This window comes from Actinomycetospora flava (genome assembly GCF_037400335.1).
Classification (GTDB): Bacteria; Actinomycetota; Actinomycetes; order Mycobacteriales; family Pseudonocardiaceae; genus Actinomycetospora; species Actinomycetospora flava.
Map to the genome: position 1 here is coordinate 302880 of NZ_JBBEGM010000002.1, position 19242 is coordinate 322121.

The following is a 19242-nucleotide window of genomic DNA, read 5'->3' on the forward strand; positions in this document are numbered from 1 at the left end:
CGCTCAGACCGGGTAGAGCGACGCCATCGTGCGCGCGGTCTCGGCCATCTGCTCGCGCAGCGCGGGCGGGCCGAGGACCTCGACCTCGGCGCCGAGCGCGAGCAGCTCCGAGCGGGCGTGCGCGAGCGACTCGATCGGGATCACGGCCCGCACCCAGCCCTCGTCGTCGGCGGGCCAGCTGCTCTCCGCGAGGGCGCGGGCGGTGTGCGGGCGCAGGATCACCGGCGCGAGCTCGAGGGCCCGCGGCGAGAAGCGGACCTCGGCCTCGGCCTGGTACAGCGCGTCGGTGAGCTCCTGGGTGCGCTGGTGCCAGTACTTCCAGAGGTCGAAGCCCTCGGGGCGGTCGAAGCGCACGTCGAGGGTCTCGAGCTCGAGGATGCGCGCGATGCGGTAGGTGCGGGGCTCGGCGTCGGCCTGGTCACCGGGCAGGGCGACCAGGTACCAGGTGCCCGCCTTGAGCACGAGCCCGAGCGGGGCGAGCTCGCGCTCCACCTCCGGCTCGCGCCCACCCGTCGCCCAGCGGCGGTAGCGCACGCGCAGCAGGCGCTGGTTCCACACGGCGTCGGCGACGCCGGTGAGCGTGGGGACGTGGTCGGCCTCGCGGAACCAGCCGGGGGCGTCGAGGTGGAAGCGCTCGGCGATCCGCCCCGCCCGGTCCGAGAGCTCGCCCGGCAGCGCCGCCTGGACCTTGAGCTGGGCGGCCGCCAGCACCCGGCCCAGCCCGAGCTCGGCGGCGGCGTCGGGCATCCCGGACAGCGCCAGGGCGTCGGCCTCGTCGGCCGTCATGCCCGTCAGGTGGGTGCGGTAGCCCTCCAGCAGCGAATAGCCGCCGTCCGGGCCGCGGTCGGCGTAGACCGGGACGCCGGACGCCGAGAGCGCGTCCATGTCGCGGTAGATCGTGCGGATCGAGACCTCGAGCTCGTCGGCCAGCTCGCGCGCGGTCAGGCGGCCGCGGTTCTGCAGCAGCAGGAGGACGGAGAGCAGGCGGCTGGCGCGCACACGTCAGTGGTACCCCATGGCTGACAGGAGCTGTCAGGCACGTCCCCCGTCCGGGCCTACGGTTTCCACCGACTGCTCGTCGGCGGGCTGGAGCTCGTCCGGGATGCCGTCCTCGTCGTCGTCGCGGAGCAGCGGATCGCCCTGACCGGCGCGGGCCGCCTCGAGCTGGGCGGCGACGGCCACGCCCAGCAGCAGCGCCACGCCGGTGACCGTCGCCCACAGCAGCAGCGCCATGATCCCGGCGAGCGGGCCGTAGGTGTCGCTGAAGTCGCCGGAGACCGCGACGTAGAGCGCCACGCAGCCCGAGGCCGCGAGCCAGAGCACCACCGTGAGCCCGGCGCCGAGCGCGAGCCACGACAGGCCGGGTTGATGTCGCCGCGGCGAGAACCGGAACAGCACGGTCACCGCGAGGACGAGCGCGGCGAGCCCGACGGGCCAGCGCAGCACGTCGAAGATCGTCTCGGCGACGTCGCCCCACCGGTAGACGTCCTCCACGGCGTCGCCGAGCGGGCCCCCGGCGATGATCAGGACGAGCCCCACCCCGAGCGACGTGCCCGCGGTCAGCGTGAGGAGGGCTGCGCGGGAGTACTTGCGCAGGAACGGCCGGTCGCGCTCGGTGCCGTAGATGCGGTTGGTGCCGCGCTCGAGCTGGGCGATGGCGCTGGTCATCGCGAGGAACGCGGTGATCAGACCGAACGCGACCGCGAGCTCGCCGACGTTCTCGCTGCGGGAGTCCTCGGGCTCGCCGTCCTCCTCGGGGAGCTCCGCGGGGCCGCGGGCGACGACGTCGGCGAGCAGCTGGTCGCCCGCGCCGGGGGACACCGCCACGACGGTGCGCGCGACGACCTGCGCGACCGACTCGGCGCCCACCGCCGTCGCCAGCCCGCTGCCGGCGATCACGAGCGGGACGATCGCGAGCGCGAGCTGCAGCGCGAACCCGCGGGCGTGGCTGAACCCGTCGCCGAAGCGGAAGCGCTGGAGGGCGTGGCGCAGCAGCGTGACGAGCCCGACGCGGCGCGCGGTGTGCCACGCGTCGTCGGCGGACAGCAGGTCGCCGTCCATGTCCGTGGTGACGGGCACCGCGCGCACAGAGCTCACGGCACCATCTTGCCCAGGATGCTGACCGGAGATGTCAGCCTCGATGGGGGAAGCTTCGTCCCATGGTGGACACGCTGACCCGCGAGCAGGTCATGGCGCACCGCATCGCCGCCCAGGGGCTGCACCGCGACCGGCCCCTCGATGCGCTGTTCTCGCTCGGCCTGCAGGACTCGGGGCCGACGGCGCGGCTCGCGCTCGCGGCGCGCACCGACGGCGAGACGGATCCCCTCGCGCGCGGGCTGGCCGACGGCTGGACCCACCGCGGCGCGCCGCACCACCACCCGCCCGCCGAGCGCAACGCGATCGCCGCCGCCGCGCACCCCTTCGACGACGCCGACGCGGGCGCGCGCCTGCACTGGAGCGGCCCCGAGCAGCGGCGCGTCGGCATCCCCGCCCGCGAGGCCGTCGACCGCGCCGCCGACGCGCTCGTCGCCGTCGTGACCGAGCCGATGACCAAGGGCGCGGCGAGCGGCGGGGTCACGAAGCTGCTGCCGGACGCCCTGCTCCGGGACTGCCGCCCGTGTGGGTGCGTCCACGTCAACGAGCAGCTCTTCCGCCTCTCGGCGTTCCCGGTCGGCGTGGGCCTCGACCCCACCGGCAGGACGCTGCTGCTGACGCCGCCGCCCGCCGGCTGGTCGCGCCCCGTGGACGGCGACGCCGGGCGCGCCGCGCGCCTGGTGCTCGACTACCTGCGGGTGCTCGGCCCCGCGGGCCCGCGCGAGGTCGCCGACTTCGTCGGGACGTCCGCCGCGGCGTTCGCGCCGGCGTGGGAGGCGGCGCTGCCGGGGCTGGTCGAGGTGGACGTCGAGGTGGGAGACGCAGCGCAGCGGAGCTCGACCCGTGATCGGCGCCGGGCCTGGCTGCCCGCCGACGACCTCGACGCCGCCCTCGGCGCGCCCGAGCCCGACCTCGTCCGGTTCCTGCCGCCGTGGGACCCGATGCTCCAGGCCCGCGACCGCCCGCTGCTCGCGCCCGACGAGGCCCTCCGCAAGGACCTGTACAAGATCATCGGGAACCCGGGCGCGCTGCTGGCCGACGGCGAGATCGTCGGCACCTGGCGGCCGAAGGCGTCGGGGAAGAAGCTGACGCTGGACCTCGCGCCCGTCGTGCCCCTGGCCCCGGACTTCCGGGCCCGCCTCGACGAGGAGGCGGAACGCGTCGCCGCCGCCCGGGGCCTGCGGCTGGCGGGGACCACGGGCGTGTAGCAGCGAACGGGTATCTCGCGGCCTCTACGCGCGACGTCCCCGTCGATCGCTCAGCCCAGGGTCGCGTCGATCGCCTCCAGCGTCGCCCGGGCGCCCGAGGCGAGCGCGGTCCCGCGCCCGTGGCGGATCTCCGGCTCGCGGACGTTGATCCGGATCAGCGCGCCCGAGGCGGCCGACGCGAGCTCGGCGTGGCGGCGGACGGTCGGCACGGCGGTGCCCGCGCCGAGCTCGACCACGACGAGCCGGCGCGCGTCGATCCCGCGCAGCCAGTCGCGGTGGGCGGCCTCCTTGGCGGCGTGGTGGCCGGGCACCCAGGTGCCGTCGCCGAACATGAGGATGTTCGGGCGCGCCACGCGACCGCAGCGCGGGCACGCCGGCAGCGGCGGCCGGGCGCGCATCGTGTCCTCGTCGATCGCCACGTCGACGTCGTCGGCGGGCCAGGTGCCCTCGTGGCACGGCCCTGTGCACTGGAGCATGCCGATCGCGCCGTGGCACTCGGTGACGTCCCCGTCGGCGAAGCCCGCCGCCTGGAACGCCCCGTCGACGTTCGACGTGAACACCCGCGCCGGCCACCGGTCGGCCCACCGGCGCAGGACCGCGTAGCCGGCGTGCGGCGCGGTCCGGCGGTAGAGCGCGAGCCGGTGGCCGTAGAAGCCCCAGGCGAGCTCGGGGTCGTCGTCGAAGTGCTCGGGGTCGGCGATCTCCTCGAAGCGCAGCCCGAGACGCCGGTAGGGCGGGTAGGCGCGCCAGAAGCCCTCGGGCCCGCGGAAGTCGGGCAGGCCCGAGTCGACGCCCATCCCCGCGCCGGCGCAGATCAGCAGCGCCGACGCCCCGCCGAGGCGCCCGGCGGCCTCGGCGACGGCGTCCGGATCGGCCTCGTTCAGGAGCCGGCGCCGTCGACGCGCAGCACGAGCTCGAACTCCAGCAGGTCGGCCCCGGAGGACACGGGCTGCTTGCGCTCGCCGGCGTGCGCGGCGGCCGCGGCGCCCCCGTCGCGCCAGTTGGCGAAGGCCTCCTCGGACTCCCACTTCGTGTAGACGAAGTAGCGGTTCTCGCCGGCGGTGGGGCGCAGCAGCTCGTAGCCGAGGAACCCGGGGGTGTCCTTGATCGACTCGCCCCGCGCGGCGAAGCGCTTCTCGAGCTCGGGGCCGCTGCCCTCGGGGATGTGGATGGCGTTGATCTTCACGACGGCCATGCCGTCAGCCTACGTCCCCCGGCAGCGCGAACCGTCCGTCGGCGAGCTGCTCCACGAGACCGTCGACGAGCAGCGAGTCGAGGCAGCCGGCGCGCTGGGCGGGGTTGGTGAGCCAGGCGGCCTCGAGCGCCTCCGCGGTGACGGGTCCCGGCGCGCCGCGCAGCACGTCGAGCAGGCGCCCGCGCACCTGGCGGTCGGTGCCCGCCCAGGTCTGGGCCTTGCGCACCGGCCCGTCCCAGGCGGGTCGGCCCCGGCGCTGCCAGGCGCAGCGGTCGAGGATCGGGCAGTCGGCACACCGCGGGCCGCGGGCGACGCAGACGGTCGCGCCGAGCTCCATCAACGCCGCCGACATCGTCGCCGCGTCGTCGTGCCGGGTCGAGCTCCGTTCCGCTGCGTCCCCCGCTCCGGCGCCCGGCAGCAGCACCTCGACGTCCGCGAGATCCCGCGCCGCCGCGGCCCCGGCCTCGGCGTCGCCGTGCACCGCCCGGGCCACCACCCGCCGCACGTTGGTGTCGACCACCGGCACGCGCTGCCCGTGTGCGAACGCCGCCACCGCCCGCGCGGTGTACGTCCCGATCCCCGGCAGCGACTCGAGGGTCGCGACGTCGTCGGGGACGACGTCGCCGTGGTCGGCGGCGATGGCCTGGGCCGCCGCGTGCAGGCGCAGCGCACGCCGCGGGTAGCCGAGCTTCCCCCACGCCCGCAGCACGTCGGACGCGGGCGCGGCGGCCATCGCCGACGGCCGCGGCCAGCGCTCCAGCCACGCCCGCCACGGCTCCTCGACCCGCGCCACCGGCGTCTGCTGCAGCATGATCTCGGAGACGAGGACGCCCCAGGCGGTGGTCTCCGGGCGTCGCCAGGGCAGGTCGCGGGCGTGCGCGCGGAACCACGGGACGAGGACGTCGGCGAGCGTGGTCCCGTCTGCGGTGGCCGTCGGCGCGGCGGACGTGGAGGACGTGGTGGTGCCCATCGACCGCCGATCCTGCCCCGAGCCCCCGCCGTCGCCACCGTCGGGTGAAACGGCCGGGCCACCGCGTGCCGAACGGTCGCGGTCCGCGAGCGCGACCCTACTTTCCGTGACGTGTGGGAGCCGGTCGGACCGCTCGCGCCGTCGGTCTACTGGCGGCGCCGGTCGCTCGCGCTCGGCGTCGTGGTCCTCGTCCTCGGCGGCTTCGTCTGGGCGCTCGCGGGTCTGGCGGGCACTGAGCCCGATCCGGCGACGGTCGAGGCGCGCGCCCGCGCGGCGGCGATGCAGGGCACCGCGGCGCCGGAGACCTCGGACACCGCGACCGACGTGCCCCCCGACGTCGCCCCGCCGCAGGACACCCCCGGCCCCATCGCCGCGGCGCTGCCCTCGGTGCTGCCGCCCGGCGACGCGCCGGGTCTCGCGCAGCCACCGGCTCCCGGCGACGCGCTGCTCGTGCCGCCGGGCGGCGGCAACTTCCGCGGCTTCCTCCCGCCCGGGGTGCCGACCGGCTCGGCGGGCCCGCTGCTGGAGACCCCCACGACGACGCCGCCTCCCGCCACGACCCCGGCACCGGCCCAGCCGCCCGCCCAGCCGCCCGCGCAGGAGCGGTCGGCGCCCGCCCCCGCGCCCGGCCCCTGCGCCGACGGCGATCTCCGCGTGACCGCGCGCACCGACGCGCCGAGCTACGCGGCCGGTCGCAAGCCGGTGCTGAGCCTCGTCGTCGAGAACACGAGCGACGCCGCCTGCGTGCGCGACCTCGACGCCGCCAAGCAGGCCGTCGCGGTGGTGAAGAAGGTCGGCGACGGGCTGTGGGGCAGCAACGACTGCTCCCCGGGCGACACCGACGACGTGCGCACGCTCGCCCCGGGCGAGGAGGCGGTGTTCTCGGTGACCTGGTCGGGCCGCACGTCGAACCCGGGGTGCGCCGGGGAGCGGACGGTCGTGCCGCCCGGCTCGTACCAGCTGCTGGCCCGGCTCGACGGGATCGTCAGCGACCCGGCGCCGTTCACTCTCGAGGGCTAGAAGTCGGGCCGGATCGTGCCCCGCAGCATCCCGGTGCGCTCCAGCGCCCCGTGGAGATCGTCGACCGCCGCGGCCGTCAGCCCCGTCGGTGTGCTCACCGGCCCGGGCGGCACGATCGCGCGGCTGATGCCCAGCCGCGCCGCCTCGGCGAGACGGCGCTCGAGCGCGACCACCCGACGGACCTCGCCGCCCAGCCCGACCTCGCCGATCGCGACCAACCCGGAGCGCACGGCCTCGTTGCGGAACGCCGACGCAATGGCGATGGCCACCGCGAGGTCCGCGGAGGGCTCGCGCAGCTTCATGCCGCCGACCGTGGCGACGAACACGTCCTTGTCGTGCAGGCGGATGCCGCACCGCTCCTGCAGGACCGCGAGGATCTTGGCGACGCGTCCGCTGTCGAGATCCGACACGACGCGCCGGGCCGGGGTGTCGCCGGATCGCTGGGCGACGAGCGCCTGCACCTCGGCCATCAGCGGGCGCTTGCCCTCCATCGCCACCGTGACGGCCTGCCCGGCGACCGTGCGCTCGAGGCCGCCGGTGAACAGTCCCGACGGGTCGGTGACCTCGGCGATGCCGCCGTCGTTCATCTCGAAGCAGCCGACCTCGTCGGTGGCCCCGAAGCGGTTCTTCAGCCCGCGCACCAGTCGCAGCGGGGAGTGGCGCTCGCCCTCGAACGACAGCACCACGTCGACCAGGTGCTCGAGCGTGCGCGGGCCCGCGACCGCCCCGTCCTTGGTGACGTGGCCGATGAGCACCACCGGCAGATCGCGCTGCTTGGCCAGCGCGACCAGCGCCGTCGTCACCGTGCGGACCTGTGAGACCCCGCCGGGCGTGCCCTCGGCGGTGGCGGTGCCGACCGTCTGCACCGAGTCGACGACGAGCAGCTCGGGGTCGACCGCCTCGACGTGCGCGGCGACCTCCTCGAGATCGCCGGTGGCGGACAGGAACAGGTGTGGCGCGAGACCGCCGGTGCGCTCGGCGCGCAGCCGGACCTGGCCCGCCGACTCCTCTCCCGTGACGTACAGCACGGTGGCCCCGCTGCGCGCCCGCCGGGCCGCGACCTCGAGCAGCAGCGTGGACTTGCCCACACCCGGCTCACCCGCGAGCAGGACGACCACCCCGGGCACCAGCCCGCCGCCGAGCACCCGGTCGAGCTCGGCCACGCCCGTCGGCCGGGCGGTCGCGGTCTCGAGGCTGACCTCGGCGATCTGGCGCACGGGACTGGAGGGGCGCGCGGCGGGCGCCGGCGCGACACCGGGCCGCCCGCTGCGGCCGGCGCCGGACATGTCCGGCGCCTCCTCGACCGTGCCCCACCCTCCGCAGTCGGGGCAGCGACCGACCCACTTCGCGGCGAGGTGGCCGCAGGCGGTGCATTCGAAGCGGCTGGCGCGGGCGCGTGCTGGCACGAGCGCACCGTACGACCGCCCCCCGACAGCGGTGGTGGCGCCGCGATGTCCGGCGACGGTCACGCCGTGCCGTCACGTGGCCGGACGATGCGCACGCTGGGTAGCACGCCTGGCGGTACCACGCGGTGTCCTCGCGGCGCATGGTCACTGTCAGTACTTCAGGGGGAGAAGCTCTTGTCCGGCGACGAGGTCCGAGCCTGCGCCCGGCCGCCCCACGCGCCGATCGTCGGGCGGCTGATCGGAGCCGCGCCCCCGCGGGGGACCGGATGACCGCCCGGCCGGGGTCCTACGTCCTCGCGATCGACCTCGGGACCACCACGGTGACGGCCGCCCTCGGACGTGCGGGCGTCGCCACCGCCGTTCCGCTCGACCCCCGGCACACCTGGATGTCGACCGAGGTGCGCTCCTCGCCCGCGGGAGCGGTCGTGGTGGACGAGCCGGACGACGCCCCGACGTCGCTCCTCGACCTGAGCGATCTCGACCCCACCGCGAGCCCGGGAGCGAACGGCACCGCACCCACGACGGCCGAGCGGGTGCGTGCCCTCATCGACGAGGTCCTGGCCCGGGTGGTCGCCCGCGAGGGCGGGCCACCCGGCGAGCTGGTGCTCACGCATCCCGCCACCTGCCCGTACTCGGCGCTGGCGCACCTCGTCCGGATCGCCCGCGGGGCGTGCGCGGCGTCGGTGCGTCTCGTCCCGGCCCCGGTCGCCGCCCTCCGGGGGCACCGCGACCGACTCCCCGACGGCGCACACGCCGTCGTGGTCCGTCTCGACGACCGGGGTGTCGAGGCGGCCGTCCTGCGGGCGGACCGCGCCGGCCCCGAGCTCGCGGGCCCGGCGAGCACGTTCTCGCCCGAGCGCCGTCCGTCCGTGACGCCGGCGGGCACCTCCTCCTCGACGGAGGCCGTGCACCGCGCGCTGCGCGACGCGGGGACGGAGCTCGGGGCCGTCGAGGACGTGCTCCTGGTCGGGAGGTGGAGCCGGGAACCGGGCCTCGCGTCGCTCTTCTCGGAGCTCCTCGGGCGCGCCGTCTCGGTCGACCCCGACCCCGAGATGACGGTCGTCCTCGGCGCGGCCGCGGCCGTCGGGAGCGATGCCGTGCGGGCACCGGTTGCCGGCGACGCGTTCGAGGCGTCCGAGCCGCCGGCCGCGCCGCCGGAGCTCGACGACGACGTCCAGGTGACCGTCTACCGCCCGACCCGCATCCGGCCGGAACGGTGGTACACGCTGCTCGCCTTCGTCCACCGCTCCGAGCCGACGATCGACGCGGACACCGGGCGGAGCCTCGACCCGCTCGCGATGGTCCGGAAGCAGGCCGACGGCCTCCTGGCCGACGAGGAGGGCGTCTTCGGCGCGGTCGTCGCGGACACCGCGATGCCGCTCGCCCGCGGCAGCACGCTGGTCGTCGAGCCGTGGCTGGACGGGGGCGTCGTCAACCCGCCCCGCGCGTGGCTCGCGTGGGAGGAGCCCGTCCACCGCCTCCCCTTCCGGCTCCGCGTCCCCGCCGAGCACGACGGGAGGAAGCTCGCCGGGGGCCTACGGGTGTACCTCGGCGTCGTCCTCGTGAGCGACGTCACCTTCACCCTCTCCGTGTCGGCGTCGGCCGCCCTCGCGGACTCGGCCGAACCCGTGTCGGCCCGCTTCTACCGGGAGATCTTCGCGTCCTACTCGCGGCGGGACGTCGCGGTCGTGCGGGCGGTGGCCGACTACGTCGCCGTGACCGGCGACCGGTACGTCATCGACAGCCAGACGCTGCGCAGCGGTGAACGATGGGAGCCGCGGCTGGACGAGCTGATCGAGCGGGCGGACGTCTTCCAGCTCTTCTGGTCGCGGCACGCGATGCGGTCGCCGCAGGTCCGCCGCGAATGGGAGTTCGCCCTGCGCCTGGGGCGCGAGGGCTTCATCCGCCCCGTGTACTGGGAGGAGCCCCGGCCGGCCGACCCGGCGCAGCGGCTGCCGCCGCCCGAGATCGGGGCGCTGCACTGGGCGCGGATACCCACGGCGCCGCCGTCGGGAGACCCCGTCGGGTCCCCTCCCGCTCGGGCGGGGACGCCCCCGCCCCTCGCCACCGCGTCGATGTCGCCGGAGCCGGTCGCGGGAGCTCCGCCCACGGCGCGCATCCCGTCGCCGCGCCCGCCCGCCGAGCCCCGGTCACCGATGCCGCCGCCCTTCGGGCCCCTGGGGCCCTCGGGAACCCCGCCTCCCGAGCCTGCCCGTGACCCGCGCCGTCGCACCCGGTGGACGCTCGTGGGCGGCGCCGTGACGGCCGCCGCGGCGGTGATCGGTCTGGCCGTCGGGGTCGGCAGCGCGATCGGCCCGTCGCCCGCCTCGCCACCGACGGTCGCGGCTGCCCCGACGTCCGCGCCGCCCGACGAGCCCGGATCACCGCCGGACGGGGCGTCGCCGACGGGTGTGGCGACGCTCGCCGTGGCGTTCCCGGAGATCGAGGACCCGGGCTCGCCGTGCCGACCCGTCGCCGTCGGGCCCGACCAGACCGCGACGGCGGCGGTGGAGTGCCCCCACGCCGAGGTGGCCCCGGACGCGAAGGTCGTCTACTTCGCGTGGGACAGCGTCGCCGACACGCAGAGGTGGCAGGCGAGCCAGATCCGCCAGGGGAAGAGCCTGGAGGGGACCGATCGCTGGACCGTCGGCGGGGTGCCCCAGGGCACGGTGCACGCTCGGTCCACCGCTCCCGGCGTCGCCACCTCCGCCGTCTACGACGACGTGCCGTACGGGTTCCTGATCACGACCGGGACCCTGGCGGAGTCCGCCGAGCTGCTGTCCGCGCTCCCGTTGCGGCCGAGCAGCCAGATCCCCGGCTGAGCGGTTCGCGGTCAGCCGACGGCGGGCTCGTTGGCGCTGACGATCACCGGGATCGTCACGGCGCCGGCGCGCTCGAAGGTGAACGTGACCGGGTAGGTCGGGCCGCCGGCCAGCGTCTGCGTGGTGCCGGTGAGGACCACCCGCATCGTGCCGCCGGCACCCAGCGCGGCGTCGGCCGGTCCGACCGGGCCGGGCTCGGCGCCGACCATGCGCACGGCGTTGCCGGCCGGGATGGTCGTGGCGCCCTCGGTGCGCACGTTCAGCGCGTAGGGCGTCGACACCGAGACCAGGCGGTCGGCGGTGGGGCCGTCGTTGACGACCGTCCCGCGGACGGGGACCTCGCTCCCCGAGGGCGTGGACCCGGTGGGCCCGGCCAGCAGGGAGACGTCCTGGACACCGATCGGCCCGACCTGCCCGGTGCTGCCGTCGGCCTGCGAGACGATGGTGTCGGTCTGGGTGACGGCCCCGGCGCTGCAGCCCGCGAGGGCGAGAGCCGCGGTCAGCAGGGTCGCGGCGACGATCCCGGGTCGGGGCCCGCGCGGGCGGCGGCTCATGATCCGAGCGTCCTCTCGGGTGGGGGTCAGGGCTCCAGCGGCAGCGACACCCTAGTACCAGCGCCGCACCCCGGCCGTCCGGGCGCGCGGCGTGACCGGGGGGAGCACGGCGCACTGCGAGTTGTCAAGTCCCTGACCTGCGAAGACGGCTCAATCCCCTGCAATGCCCGTGCGTCGGACGTGTTAACCTGGGAGAAGCGAAAGGGGCTCGGGACACATGGTTTTCAAGGTCGGCGAGACCGTCGTCTACCCGCACCACGGTGCCGCTCTCATCGAGGCCATCGAGACCAGGACGATCAAGGGCGAGGAGAAGAAGTACCTCGTCCTCAAGGTTGCTCAGGGCGACCTGACCGTCCGGGTCCCCGCGGACAACGCCGAGATCGTCGGCGTCCGCGACGTGGTGGGCCAGGAGGGGCTGGATCGAGTGTTCGAGGTGCTGCGTGCGCCTCACACCGAGGAGCCGACGAACTGGTCGCGCCGCTACAAGGCGAATCTCGAGAAGCTCGCGTCGGGCGACGTGAACAAGGTGGCGGAGGTCGTCCGCGATCTCTGGCGCCGGGAGAAGGACCGCGGCCTGTCCGCGGGTGAGAAGCGGATGCTGGCGAAGGCACGGCAGATACTGGTCAGTGAGCTCGCGCTCGCGGAGGGCACCGACGAGGTGGCCGCCGAGTCGCTGCTCGACCAGGTCCTGGCGTCCTGATCCAGCACGGACGATGACCGCGGAGACGCGGTGACCGTCGCGGCGATCGTGCCGGCGGCGGGACGTGGAGAACGGCTCGGCCTCGGCCGGCCGAAGGCGCTCGCGGTCGTCGGCGGGCTCGCGCTGGTGGCGCGCGCCGTCGACGGCCTCGTCGCCGGTGGTGTGGACGCCGTGGTGGTGGTCGCCCCGCCCGGTGACGAGGAGGCGGTGCGTGACGCCCTCGGCGCGCGGCGTGCCGTCGTCGTGCCCGGTGCCGACGACCGCGTCGGCTCGGTCGGGGCCGCGCTCGACGCGCTGCCCGGCGACACCGACGTGGTGCTCGTGCACGACGCCGCCCGGTGCCTGTGCCCACCCGAGGTGGTGCGCGCGGTGATCGACGCCGTGCGTGCGGGACACGCCGCCGTCGTCCCGGCGACCGCCGTCGCGGACACCCTCAAGCGCACCGGTGACGCCGGCGTCGTGACCGCCACCGTCGACCGCAGCGGCCTCGCGGCCGTCCAGACGCCGCAGGGTTTCGACCCGGCGACGTTGCGGGCCGCCCACGAGCGGGCCCGGACGCTGCGCGCGGGCGGCGGGCCGGTCGTCGCCACCGACGACGCCGGGCTCGCCGAGGACCTCGGCGTCCCCGTCGTGACCGTTCCGGGTGATCCTCGTGCGTTCAAGGTCACGACGCCGCTGGATCTCGCCATGGCCGAAGCGCTCGTGACGGCGGGGCCGGCGTGAGGGCGGGAGACGGAGCTTGCGGAGCTCGACCATGCGGATAGGCCTGGGTACGGATGTGCACCCGGTCTCTGCGGGTGTGCCGTGCTGGGTCGCCGGTCTCTACTGGGAGGGCGTCGACGGCTGCGCCGGGCACTCCGACGGCGACGTCGCCGCCCACGCCCTGTGCGACGCCGTGCTCTCGGCGGCCGGGCTCGGCGATCTCGGCGCGGTCTTCGGCACCGGACGGCCGGAGTGGGCCGGGGCGCCCGGGGTGCGCCTGCTGGGCGAGGTGCGCCGGCTCGTCGGCGCGGAGGGCTGGGTGCTCGGCAACGCGGCGGTCCAGGTGATCGGCAACGCGCCGAAGATCGGCACCCGGCGGACGGAGGCACAGGCGGCGCTCTCCGAGGCGCTCGGGGGCCCGGTGGCCGTGTCGGGCACGACCTCCGACGGGCTGGGACTCACCGGCCGTGGAGAAGGTCTCGCCGCCGTGGCGACGGCGCTGCTGATCGCGGCCTGACTTTCCCGAAACCGCACCCACGGCCCGCGCGGGCTTCTTACGATCCGCGCGAGGGGGTGGCCTGTGCCCGAGCAGCCGTTCAACCATCACTGGAACGCGGTGTCCCACCAGGCCATCTGGGACGCCCTGCAACCGCAGGCCGGCGACGGCTTCGGCGGTGCCGGCGGCCGGTGGCAGGGGCTGGCGGACCGGATGATCGCGGTCACCGACTCCGTCGGCCGCGCCAACGCCACCCTGGGCGTGGCCTGGGGCGGCGACGCCTCCGTCGCCGCGCAGGAGCGCATCGAGCCGCTGCGCCCGTGGGCCGACCAGGCGCGCGAGCTGGCGGCCCAGGTCAAGAACGTCAACGTCGAGCAGGGCGACCGGCTGACCACCGTGCAGAACGCCGTCTTCGACCAGGGGCCGCCGTCCGCGGGGTCGGCGATGGAGGCCGGCATCGACGGTTTCCTCGACGGCTCCACGCTTTTCGGCACCGTGCCGCCGGTGGGCCCGACCGCCCCGCTGACCGTGCCGATCGGCGGTGCCGACGCGGTCGCCTCGATGCTGCGCTACCAGCAGGCCGAGCAGTTCGCCCAGGAGGCGATGACCACCTACCAGCAGGCGAGCGGCCAGGGCATGGGGACGCTGCCGCAGTTCGTCGGACCGGACGGGTCCGCGGTGCAGCCGGGAGCGGGCCCGCCGGTCACCGCGACCCAGCAGGGGGCGCTGGGGCTGCCCGGCGGGGGTGTGCCGGGTGGCGGTGTGCCGGGTGGCGGTGTGCCCGGTGCGGGCGGTGTGCCGGGAGCCGGCGGGGGTGGTGTCGTGCCGGGCGTCGTGCCGGGCGTCGAGCCGGGTGGTGCGGTGCCCGGTGGCGCCGGTGGCGCCGGTGGTCCGGGTGGCGGCGGAGCGGGTGGGGCTGTTCCGGCTGGGGCTGTTCCGGCTGGGGCTGTTCCGGGTGGCGCCGTTCCGGGAGGTGCTGCGGGCGTGCCCGGCGGTTCGTCGACGACGGCAGCCGGGGTGCCCGCGGCCCCGGGTACGGCTGTTCCCGGAGCTCCCGGTGGCATTCCCGGAGCAGGAGGGGCCGGGGGAGCCGGTGCCGGCGGGGCGGGCGCACCCGGCGCGGGTGGCGCGGTGGTGCCGCCGGTGGGCGGTGTCCCGGGTGCGTCCGGGCGCGTGCCGGGTGGCGCGACGACCGGCGCCTCACCCGGCGCGGCGGCGGGCTCGGGGCGGGTCCCCGGGCTGCCGGGCGCCACGGGAGACGCCGGCGGGGCCGGGCGGGCCGGCGGTGCGGGCGGTGTCGTGCCCCGGCTGCCGGGCGCGGCGGTCGGTGCCGGCGAGGGCGGTGCGGCCGGGGGCCGTGCGGGCGGTCTCGGTGGCGCCGCGGGCGAGCCGGGATCCGGCGCGCGCGCCGGCGGGGGCGGCGCGGCGGGCGAGCTCGGCTCGGGGGCGCGCGCCGGCGTCGGCGGTGGGGCCGCGGCGGAGACCGTCGCGGCGCGGGCGGCCGGCGCGGCCGCGGCCGAGGGCCGGGGTGGCGCGGTCCCGATGATCCCGCCCGCCGGCATGGTCGGCGGCCAGGGCGGCGACGGGCAGCGCCGGCGCCCCGACTACCTCTCCGAGGACGATCCCGACGCCATCGCCGGCGTGCTGCCCGCGACCGCGCCGCCGGTGATCGGCGAGTGAGGGGCGTCCTGCCGATGGCGCTGGGCACGCAGTTCGCGGGCGCGCGGCTCGACGTCGGCCAGTACCTCGCGCTGTGGCGCCGGCTGGGGTTCGGCGCACGCCCGGTCGTCCTGCACGTCCTCGACCACGGCCGCACCTACGACGAGCGCGACGCCCTCGACGCCGCCGCGTGGGGTCGGCTGACGGCGCAGGGGCTCGTCGACGAGCGCGGCGACCCCGACCCCGGGCTCGCCGACGCGCTCGGGGTGCTCGCGCGCCCGGCCTGCGAGCTCGACGTCGTGGTGCGCGCCGACGGGCACGCGACCCGGGCGACGCTGGCGGCGGCGCGCGGCGCGCTGGGCCTCGTCGCGCGCCTCGACGACGACGGCCTGCTGCTCGAGACGACCGACCCGCACGACCTCGCCGGCGCCCTGCTCGCCCGCCTCCCCGACGTCCGCCCGGCGCCCGGTGTCCCGATGGCGCTGCCGGCGGACGCCCTGTTCGGGCCGGGGCTGACCCTCGACGAGCGCTCGCGACGCCTGCGCCGGGCGGGGGTCCCGCCGCACCACGTCGAGCGCCTCCGGGCCCTCTGGACGCCGGCGCCCGACCGGGCGATGACCTTCGGGGTCACCGCCCGCGACGCCGACGGCGCGCCCCGCCGCGGGCCGCGCACCGTCACCGTCCTCGACACCGCGGTCGGCTGCGTGGCGTGGGGCCTCGACGGCACCGGCGGCCGTGTCCTCGTCGATCCGCTCGACCGGTCCCGCCTGCGCGCGGAACTGAGCGCGCTCCTCGACGGGCACGCCCGCGACGTCGCCGGCCGACGCGGCCCGGCGTAGCCCGCGAACGCCGCGATCCCGGGCGGCGAGCGCGTGGCGGTACGGACGCTCGGTGTCAGCGACGCCACGCCGCTGACATCCGAGGCGAGCGTGTGGCATGACGGACGCCCAGTGTCAGGGGTGGCCCACCGCTGACATCTCGAGGCGAGCGCGTGGCGTTACGGACACTCAATGACAGCGACGCCACGCCGCTGACACCCCGCGATGCTTCGATCCGCAAAGCGTTTCCGTGAAAGAGGCCGCCTCCTCCCCGCCGGCGACGCGCCCCTCAGCGCAGCACCGCCCGCACCGCCGCCGGGGCGTCCGAGGGCTTGTGCAGCGGCACCGAGCGCCCGCCGCCCGCGGCGGCCAGGCGCGCGCAGGACGTACGCGCCTCCTCGTCGTCGACCGTCACCAGCGTGTGCACGCGCGCCGCGCCCGACCCGCCCGCGATCGGCGCCGGGTCCTCGCCCTCGTTCCACGCCCCGTCGGTGAGCACCAGGACGTCGGCGTGGGGGACGCGCGCCGCCGTCGCCTGCGCCAGGGCCACCCGCAGGCCCAGACCCAGGTCCGTCGTCGAGCCCCCGCGCAGGTCGAGCAGGGAGTCGAGCACCGCGGACGCGGGCGCGGGGGAGTGCAGGTGGCGCAGCACCACCGCGCGCGACCAGAACGCGACGACCGCGAGCTCGTCGTCACCCCGGAGGCCCGCCGCCAGGGCGCCCGCCGTCGTCACCGCCGTGGTCAGCGGCTTGCCGGCCACCGACCCGGACGCGTCGACCAGCAGGATCAGCGCCCGCGCGGGCGAGCGCCAGCCCCGCCAGCGCAGGTCCTCCGCGCGGATGGGGCGGTGGGCCAGCGAGCGCTCGAGGGTCGCGTCGAGGTCCAGGTCGAGGCCGTCGCCGGCGACGGTCGTGAGCCGGCTCGAGCCCCGCCGCTCGGTCTCGCCCGCCCGCGCCGGCGGCACGAGCAGCCGGACCGCCAGTCGCCGGGCGGCCGCGCGCAGCGTCGGGTCGGTGGCGCGGGCGAGGTCGGCGAGCAGGTCCACGGTCGTGTCCGGGTCCTCGTCGTAGGCGCCGGCGACGGCGGCCTCGTCGAGCACGCCGACCGTCGGGCTGACCTGCTGGAGGTCGTCGTGGCGGCGCTGCAGGTCGGCGCGGGTCTCGGTGCGCCGGGCCTGGTCGCGCAGCAGCTGCTCGACCTCCTTGGGGTCGGACACCACGCGCGGCGGTGCCCCGGGCGAGCGCCCCGACTCCTGCGGCGGCGACTCACCGGGGCTCAGGCTTTTCCCGGGTCCCCGTTCCCGGACGACGCGGGATCGGCCGGCGCGCTCGCCGCCCACAGCTCGGCGACGACCTCCTCGACCGTGCGTGTCGAGCCCTCGAGCAGCTGCACGCGCCCGGACAGCGCGGCGAGCGCGGCGTCGGTGCCCGTCGACTCCGCGGCCGGGGCGAGCCGGCCCGCGAGCGCCACGGTCCGCAGCTCGGCCAGTGACTCGGCGACGGCGACGAGGTCGAGCGCCCCGCGCACCGAGGACCCGAGGCGCAGGTCGGGGTGCTCGCGGGTGGAGCGCGTGGCGCGCACCGCCCGCTCGACGAACGCCGCGTCGACGACGCCGTGGTCGCGGCGCACGATCGCGGTCTCCTCGTCGGCGCTCTGGTGCGCGAACCCGACGCGGCAGGAGCGGTCGTAGAGCGCCGGGGTGATCCGCCCGGTGCCGACGGCGTCGGAGGGGTTCATCGCCGCGACCAGCCGGAAGCTCGGCGCGGCGTCGACGATCCCGAGCCGCGGCACGTGCAGCCGGCGCTCGGAGAGCACGCCGAGCAGCACGTTCAGCGTCTCCTCGGGGACGCGGTTGAGCTCCTCGACGTAGAGCAGCGCGCCCGAGGTCAGCGCGCGCACCAAGGGGCCCGGCACGAAGTTCTCGGGCGTGTAGTCCTCGGTGAGCACGCGGGACGGGTCGTGGTGCCCGACGAGGCGCGCCGGGGACAGCTCGGCGTTGCCCTCGACGAGCTCGAGGCCGACGCCGGCGCCCTCGGCGAGCGCGCGCAGCAGGGTCGTCTTGCCGGTGCCGGGCGGGCCCTCGAGCAGGATGCTGCGCCCGGCGGCGAGCGCGGCGGCGATGACCTCGGACTCGCGCACGCGCCCGACGACCCGGGCGTGGGAAGCGTCGATCATGGACCGGACCGGGAGCGGTCCGGCGGTGGGCAGACCGGGGGCGGCCCCGGCGTCCTGGGGCACGGAGCGCAGCGGAGCTGCGCCCTCGGGCTCTGGGGACACCGGGGCCGCGGAACCGTTCGTCACGGGTGTCGGTTACCTCTGTCCGGAGATCAGTCGAAGATCAGGACGCCGCGGATGTTCTTGCCGGCGTGCATGTCCTCGTAGCCCTGGGCGACCTCGTCGAGCTTGTACTGCTTGGTGACGAGCTCGTCGAGCTTGACCTTGCCCTTGTTGTAGAGGTCGAGCATCTTCGGGATGTCGGCCTTGGGGTTCGACGACCCGAACAGCGAGCCCTTGAGCTTCTTCTCGAACAGGGTGAGCTCGCCGATCGGGATCGGCACGCCGACCTCGGTGATGTCGCCGAGGCCGGTGACGACGACCGTGCCCTGCTTGCGGATCGAGGCGAAGGCGTTGCCGACGTGCTCGGGCTTGGTGATGCCGATCGTGACGATCGAGACGTCCGCGCCCTGGCCGTTGGTGTAGCCCTTGGCCACCTCGGTGGCCTCCTCGATCGACTCGAACGCCTCGGTGGCGCCGAGCTCGAGGGCCTTCTCGCGCTTGAACGCGACCGGGTCGACGGCGAGGACGTTCGCGGCGCCCGCGTGCGCGGCACCCTGGACGGCGTTGGCGCCGATGCCGCCGATGCCCTGGATGATCACGGTGTCGCCGGGCTTGACCTCGCCGGTGTTCACGGCGGTGCCCCAGCCGGTGCCGACCGAGCAGCCGAGCAGGCAGGCGACCTCGAGCTTGGTGTCCGGCGCGACCTTGATCGCCGAGTCGACCGCGACGGTCGTGTACTCGGAGAACGTCGAGATGCCGCACATCTGGCCGACGTTGGTGCCGTCCTCGAGGTGCAGGCGGGTGGAGTCCTCGGTCCAGCGGGTGCCGGCGAGCAGGCCCGCGCCGAGGTCGCAGAGGTTCGAGTGCCCGGTGGCGCACCAGCGGCACTGCCCACAGGCGGGCAGGAACGAGAAGAGGACCTTGTCGCCCGGCGCGAAGCCCGAGGTGTTCGGGCCGACCGACTCGACGATGCCGCCGCCCTCGTGGCCGCCCGCGAAGGGGTAGGTGCCGACGGGGATGTCACCGGTGGCGATGTGGTCGTCGGAGTGGCAGAGGCCCGAGGCGACCATCTTCACCCGGATCTCGTCCTGACGCGGGTCGTCGACCTCGACCGTCGCCGTCTCGTACTTGCCCGGGGCCTGGCGGACGAGAGACGTCCGGCACGTGATGGACAACGCTGACCACTCCTTGCGTAGCGAAACGTCGAATGACGAGCGCGACTCTATGTCCCCCCTCACAGGTTGGGAAGAGGCTTACCGAACGATCGATCGGTCGGGCTCCCTGCGTAGGCTGATGGGCCGACAACGACGGATCCGTCGTT

18 protein-coding genes are annotated in these 19242 nt (G+C 76.2%); 8 read left to right on the forward strand and 10 right to left on the reverse strand.

The window, feature by feature from the left end:
* Positions 1-3: 3 nt before the first annotated feature.
* The gene (locus WCD58_RS08125) at positions 4-999 is read right to left on the reverse strand and encodes a helix-turn-helix transcriptional regulator (RefSeq protein ID WP_337701435.1); all 996 of its coding nucleotides are present in this window, start codon (positions 997-999) and stop codon (positions 4-6) included.
* A gap of 33 nt (positions 1000-1032) precedes the next feature.
* Entirely contained in the window at positions 1033-2097 is a 1065-nt protein-coding gene (locus WCD58_RS08130) for a YihY/virulence factor BrkB family protein (protein ID WP_337701437.1), read from the reverse strand.
* A gap of 62 nt (positions 2098-2159) precedes the next feature.
* Here WCD58_RS08130 and WCD58_RS08135 point away from each other — a divergent pair, with 62 nt between their 5' ends.
* The gene (locus WCD58_RS08135) at positions 2160-3302 is read left to right on the forward strand and encodes a DNA glycosylase AlkZ-like family protein (RefSeq protein ID WP_337701439.1); all 1143 of its coding nucleotides are present in this window, start codon (positions 2160-2162) and stop codon (positions 3300-3302) included.
* Positions 3303-3352: 50 nt separating this feature from the next.
* Here WCD58_RS08135 and WCD58_RS08140 read toward each other — a convergent pair whose 3' ends face one another.
* From WCD58_RS08140 to WCD58_RS08150, 3 genes are all read right to left on the reverse strand, one after another.
* On the reverse strand, positions 3353-4099 hold the full coding sequence (locus tag WCD58_RS08140) for an SIR2 family NAD-dependent protein deacylase (protein ID WP_337701442.1): 747 nt from the start codon (positions 4097-4099) through the stop codon (positions 3353-3355).
* An 83-nt stretch (positions 4100-4182) separates the two neighbouring features.
* Positions 4183-4497 (reverse strand): antibiotic biosynthesis monooxygenase family protein, encoded by a 315-nt coding sequence (locus WCD58_RS08145; protein ID WP_337701444.1) that lies wholly within the window; start codon positions 4495-4497, stop codon positions 4183-4185.
* A gap of 4 nt (positions 4498-4501) precedes the next feature.
* Positions 4502-5467, reverse strand: a complete 966-nt coding sequence (locus WCD58_RS08150; RefSeq protein ID WP_337701446.1) for an HhH-GPD family protein — start codon at positions 5465-5467, stop codon at positions 4502-4504.
* Positions 5468-5578: 111 nt separating this feature from the next.
* Between WCD58_RS08150 and WCD58_RS08155 the strand changes: the two genes are divergently transcribed.
* Positions 5579-6487, forward strand: coding sequence for a hypothetical protein (locus WCD58_RS08155; protein WP_337701448.1), 909 nt, complete (start codon positions 5579-5581; stop codon positions 6485-6487).
* Here WCD58_RS08155 and radA read toward each other — a convergent pair.
* Positions 6484-7893, reverse strand: coding sequence for a DNA repair protein RadA (gene radA, locus WCD58_RS08160; RefSeq protein ID WP_337701450.1), 1410 nt, complete (start codon positions 7891-7893; stop codon positions 6484-6486). The genes WCD58_RS08155 and radA overlap by 4 nt on opposite strands.
* A gap of 266 nt (positions 7894-8159) precedes the next feature.
* Here radA and WCD58_RS08165 point away from each other — a divergent pair, with 266 nt between their 5' ends.
* The gene (locus tag WCD58_RS08165) at positions 8160-10715 is read left to right on the forward strand and encodes a TIR domain-containing protein (RefSeq protein ID WP_337701452.1); all 2556 of its coding nucleotides are present in this window, start codon (positions 8160-8162) and stop codon (positions 10713-10715) included.
* 11 nt (positions 10716-10726) lie between these two features.
* Here WCD58_RS08165 and WCD58_RS08170 read toward each other — a convergent pair whose 3' ends face one another.
* Positions 10727-11269 carry a copper chaperone PCu(A)C domain-containing protein gene (locus WCD58_RS08170; RefSeq protein WP_337701454.1) on the reverse strand — a complete coding sequence of 181 codons (543 nt, stop codon included), beginning with the start codon at positions 11267-11269 and terminating at the stop codon, positions 10727-10729.
* A 217-nt stretch (positions 11270-11486) separates the two neighbouring features.
* Here WCD58_RS08170 and WCD58_RS08175 point away from each other — a divergent pair, with 217 nt between their 5' ends.
* From WCD58_RS08175 to WCD58_RS08195, 5 genes are all read left to right on the forward strand, one after another.
* Positions 11487-11969, forward strand: coding sequence for a CarD family transcriptional regulator (locus WCD58_RS08175; protein WP_116707106.1), 483 nt, complete (start codon positions 11487-11489; stop codon positions 11967-11969).
* Between the two features lie 30 nt (positions 11970-11999).
* Complete coding sequence (gene ispD, locus WCD58_RS08180; protein ID WP_337701456.1) at positions 12000-12692, forward strand: 2-C-methyl-D-erythritol 4-phosphate cytidylyltransferase; 693 nt, start codon at positions 12000-12002, stop codon at positions 12690-12692.
* A gap of 31 nt (positions 12693-12723) precedes the next feature.
* Complete coding sequence (gene ispF / locus WCD58_RS08185; RefSeq protein ID WP_337701458.1) at positions 12724-13188, forward strand: 2-C-methyl-D-erythritol 2,4-cyclodiphosphate synthase; 465 nt, start codon at positions 12724-12726, stop codon at positions 13186-13188.
* A gap of 63 nt (positions 13189-13251) precedes the next feature.
* Complete coding sequence (locus tag WCD58_RS08190; protein WP_337701460.1) at positions 13252-14847, forward strand: hypothetical protein; 1596 nt, start codon at positions 13252-13254, stop codon at positions 14845-14847.
* A complete protein-coding gene (locus WCD58_RS08195; protein ID WP_337701464.1) occupies positions 14844-15665 on the forward strand; it encodes an ESX secretion-associated protein EspG in 822 nt (273 codons plus the stop codon). The genes WCD58_RS08190 and WCD58_RS08195 overlap by 4 nt, the downstream gene beginning before the upstream one ends.
* A 268-nt stretch (positions 15666-15933) precedes the next feature.
* On the opposite strand, the gene WCD58_RS08200 is transcribed toward WCD58_RS08195, so the two are convergent.
* The 3 genes from WCD58_RS08200 to WCD58_RS08210 all read right to left on the reverse strand — a co-directional run bounded on the left by WCD58_RS08200 (position 15934) and on the right by WCD58_RS08210 (position 19096).
* A complete protein-coding gene (locus WCD58_RS08200; RefSeq protein WP_337701466.1) occupies positions 15934-16860 on the reverse strand; it encodes a VWA domain-containing protein in 927 nt (308 codons plus the stop codon).
* Positions 16861-16919: 59 nt separating this feature from the next.
* On the reverse strand, positions 16920-17819 hold the full coding sequence (locus tag WCD58_RS08205; RefSeq protein WP_337701468.1) for an AAA family ATPase: 900 nt from the start codon (positions 17817-17819) through the stop codon (positions 16920-16922).
* Between the two features lie 152 nt (positions 17820-17971).
* Positions 17972-19096 (reverse strand): NDMA-dependent alcohol dehydrogenase, encoded by a 1125-nt coding sequence (locus tag WCD58_RS08210; protein ID WP_337701470.1) that lies wholly within the window; start codon positions 19094-19096, stop codon positions 17972-17974.
* Positions 19097-19242: the final 146 nt, after the last annotated feature.

Excerpts from the sequence above, each read along its gene's own strand:
- WCD58_RS08135 (WP_337701439.1), top strand. The coding sequence starts at position 2,160 with ATGGTGGACACGCTGACCCGCGAGCAGGTCATGGCGCACCGCATCGCC.
- WCD58_RS08170 (WP_337701454.1), bottom strand. The coding sequence starts at position 11,269 with ATGAGCCGCCGCCCGCGCGGGCCCCGACCCGGGATCGTCGCCGCGACC.
- WCD58_RS08175 (WP_116707106.1), top strand. The coding sequence starts at position 11,487 with ATGGTTTTCAAGGTCGGCGAGACCGTCGTCTACCCGCACCACGGTGCC.
- WCD58_RS08205 (WP_337701468.1), bottom strand. The coding sequence starts at position 17,819 with ATGATCGACGCTTCCCACGCCCGGGTCGTCGGGCGCGTGCGCGAGTCC.
- WCD58_RS08145 (WP_337701444.1), bottom strand. The coding sequence starts at position 4,497 with ATGGCCGTCGTGAAGATCAACGCCATCCACATCCCCGAGGGCAGCGGC.
- WCD58_RS08140 (WP_337701442.1), bottom strand. The coding sequence starts at position 4,099 with ATGGGCGTCGACTCGGGCCTGCCCGACTTCCGCGGGCCCGAGGGCTTC.
- WCD58_RS08165 (WP_337701452.1), top strand. The coding sequence starts at position 8,160 with ATGACCGCCCGGCCGGGGTCCTACGTCCTCGCGATCGACCTCGGGACC.
- ispF (WP_337701458.1), top strand. The coding sequence starts at position 12,724 with ATGCGGATAGGCCTGGGTACGGATGTGCACCCGGTCTCTGCGGGTGTG.
- WCD58_RS08150 (WP_337701446.1), bottom strand. The coding sequence starts at position 5,467 with ATGGGCACCACCACGTCCTCCACGTCCGCCGCGCCGACGGCCACCGCA.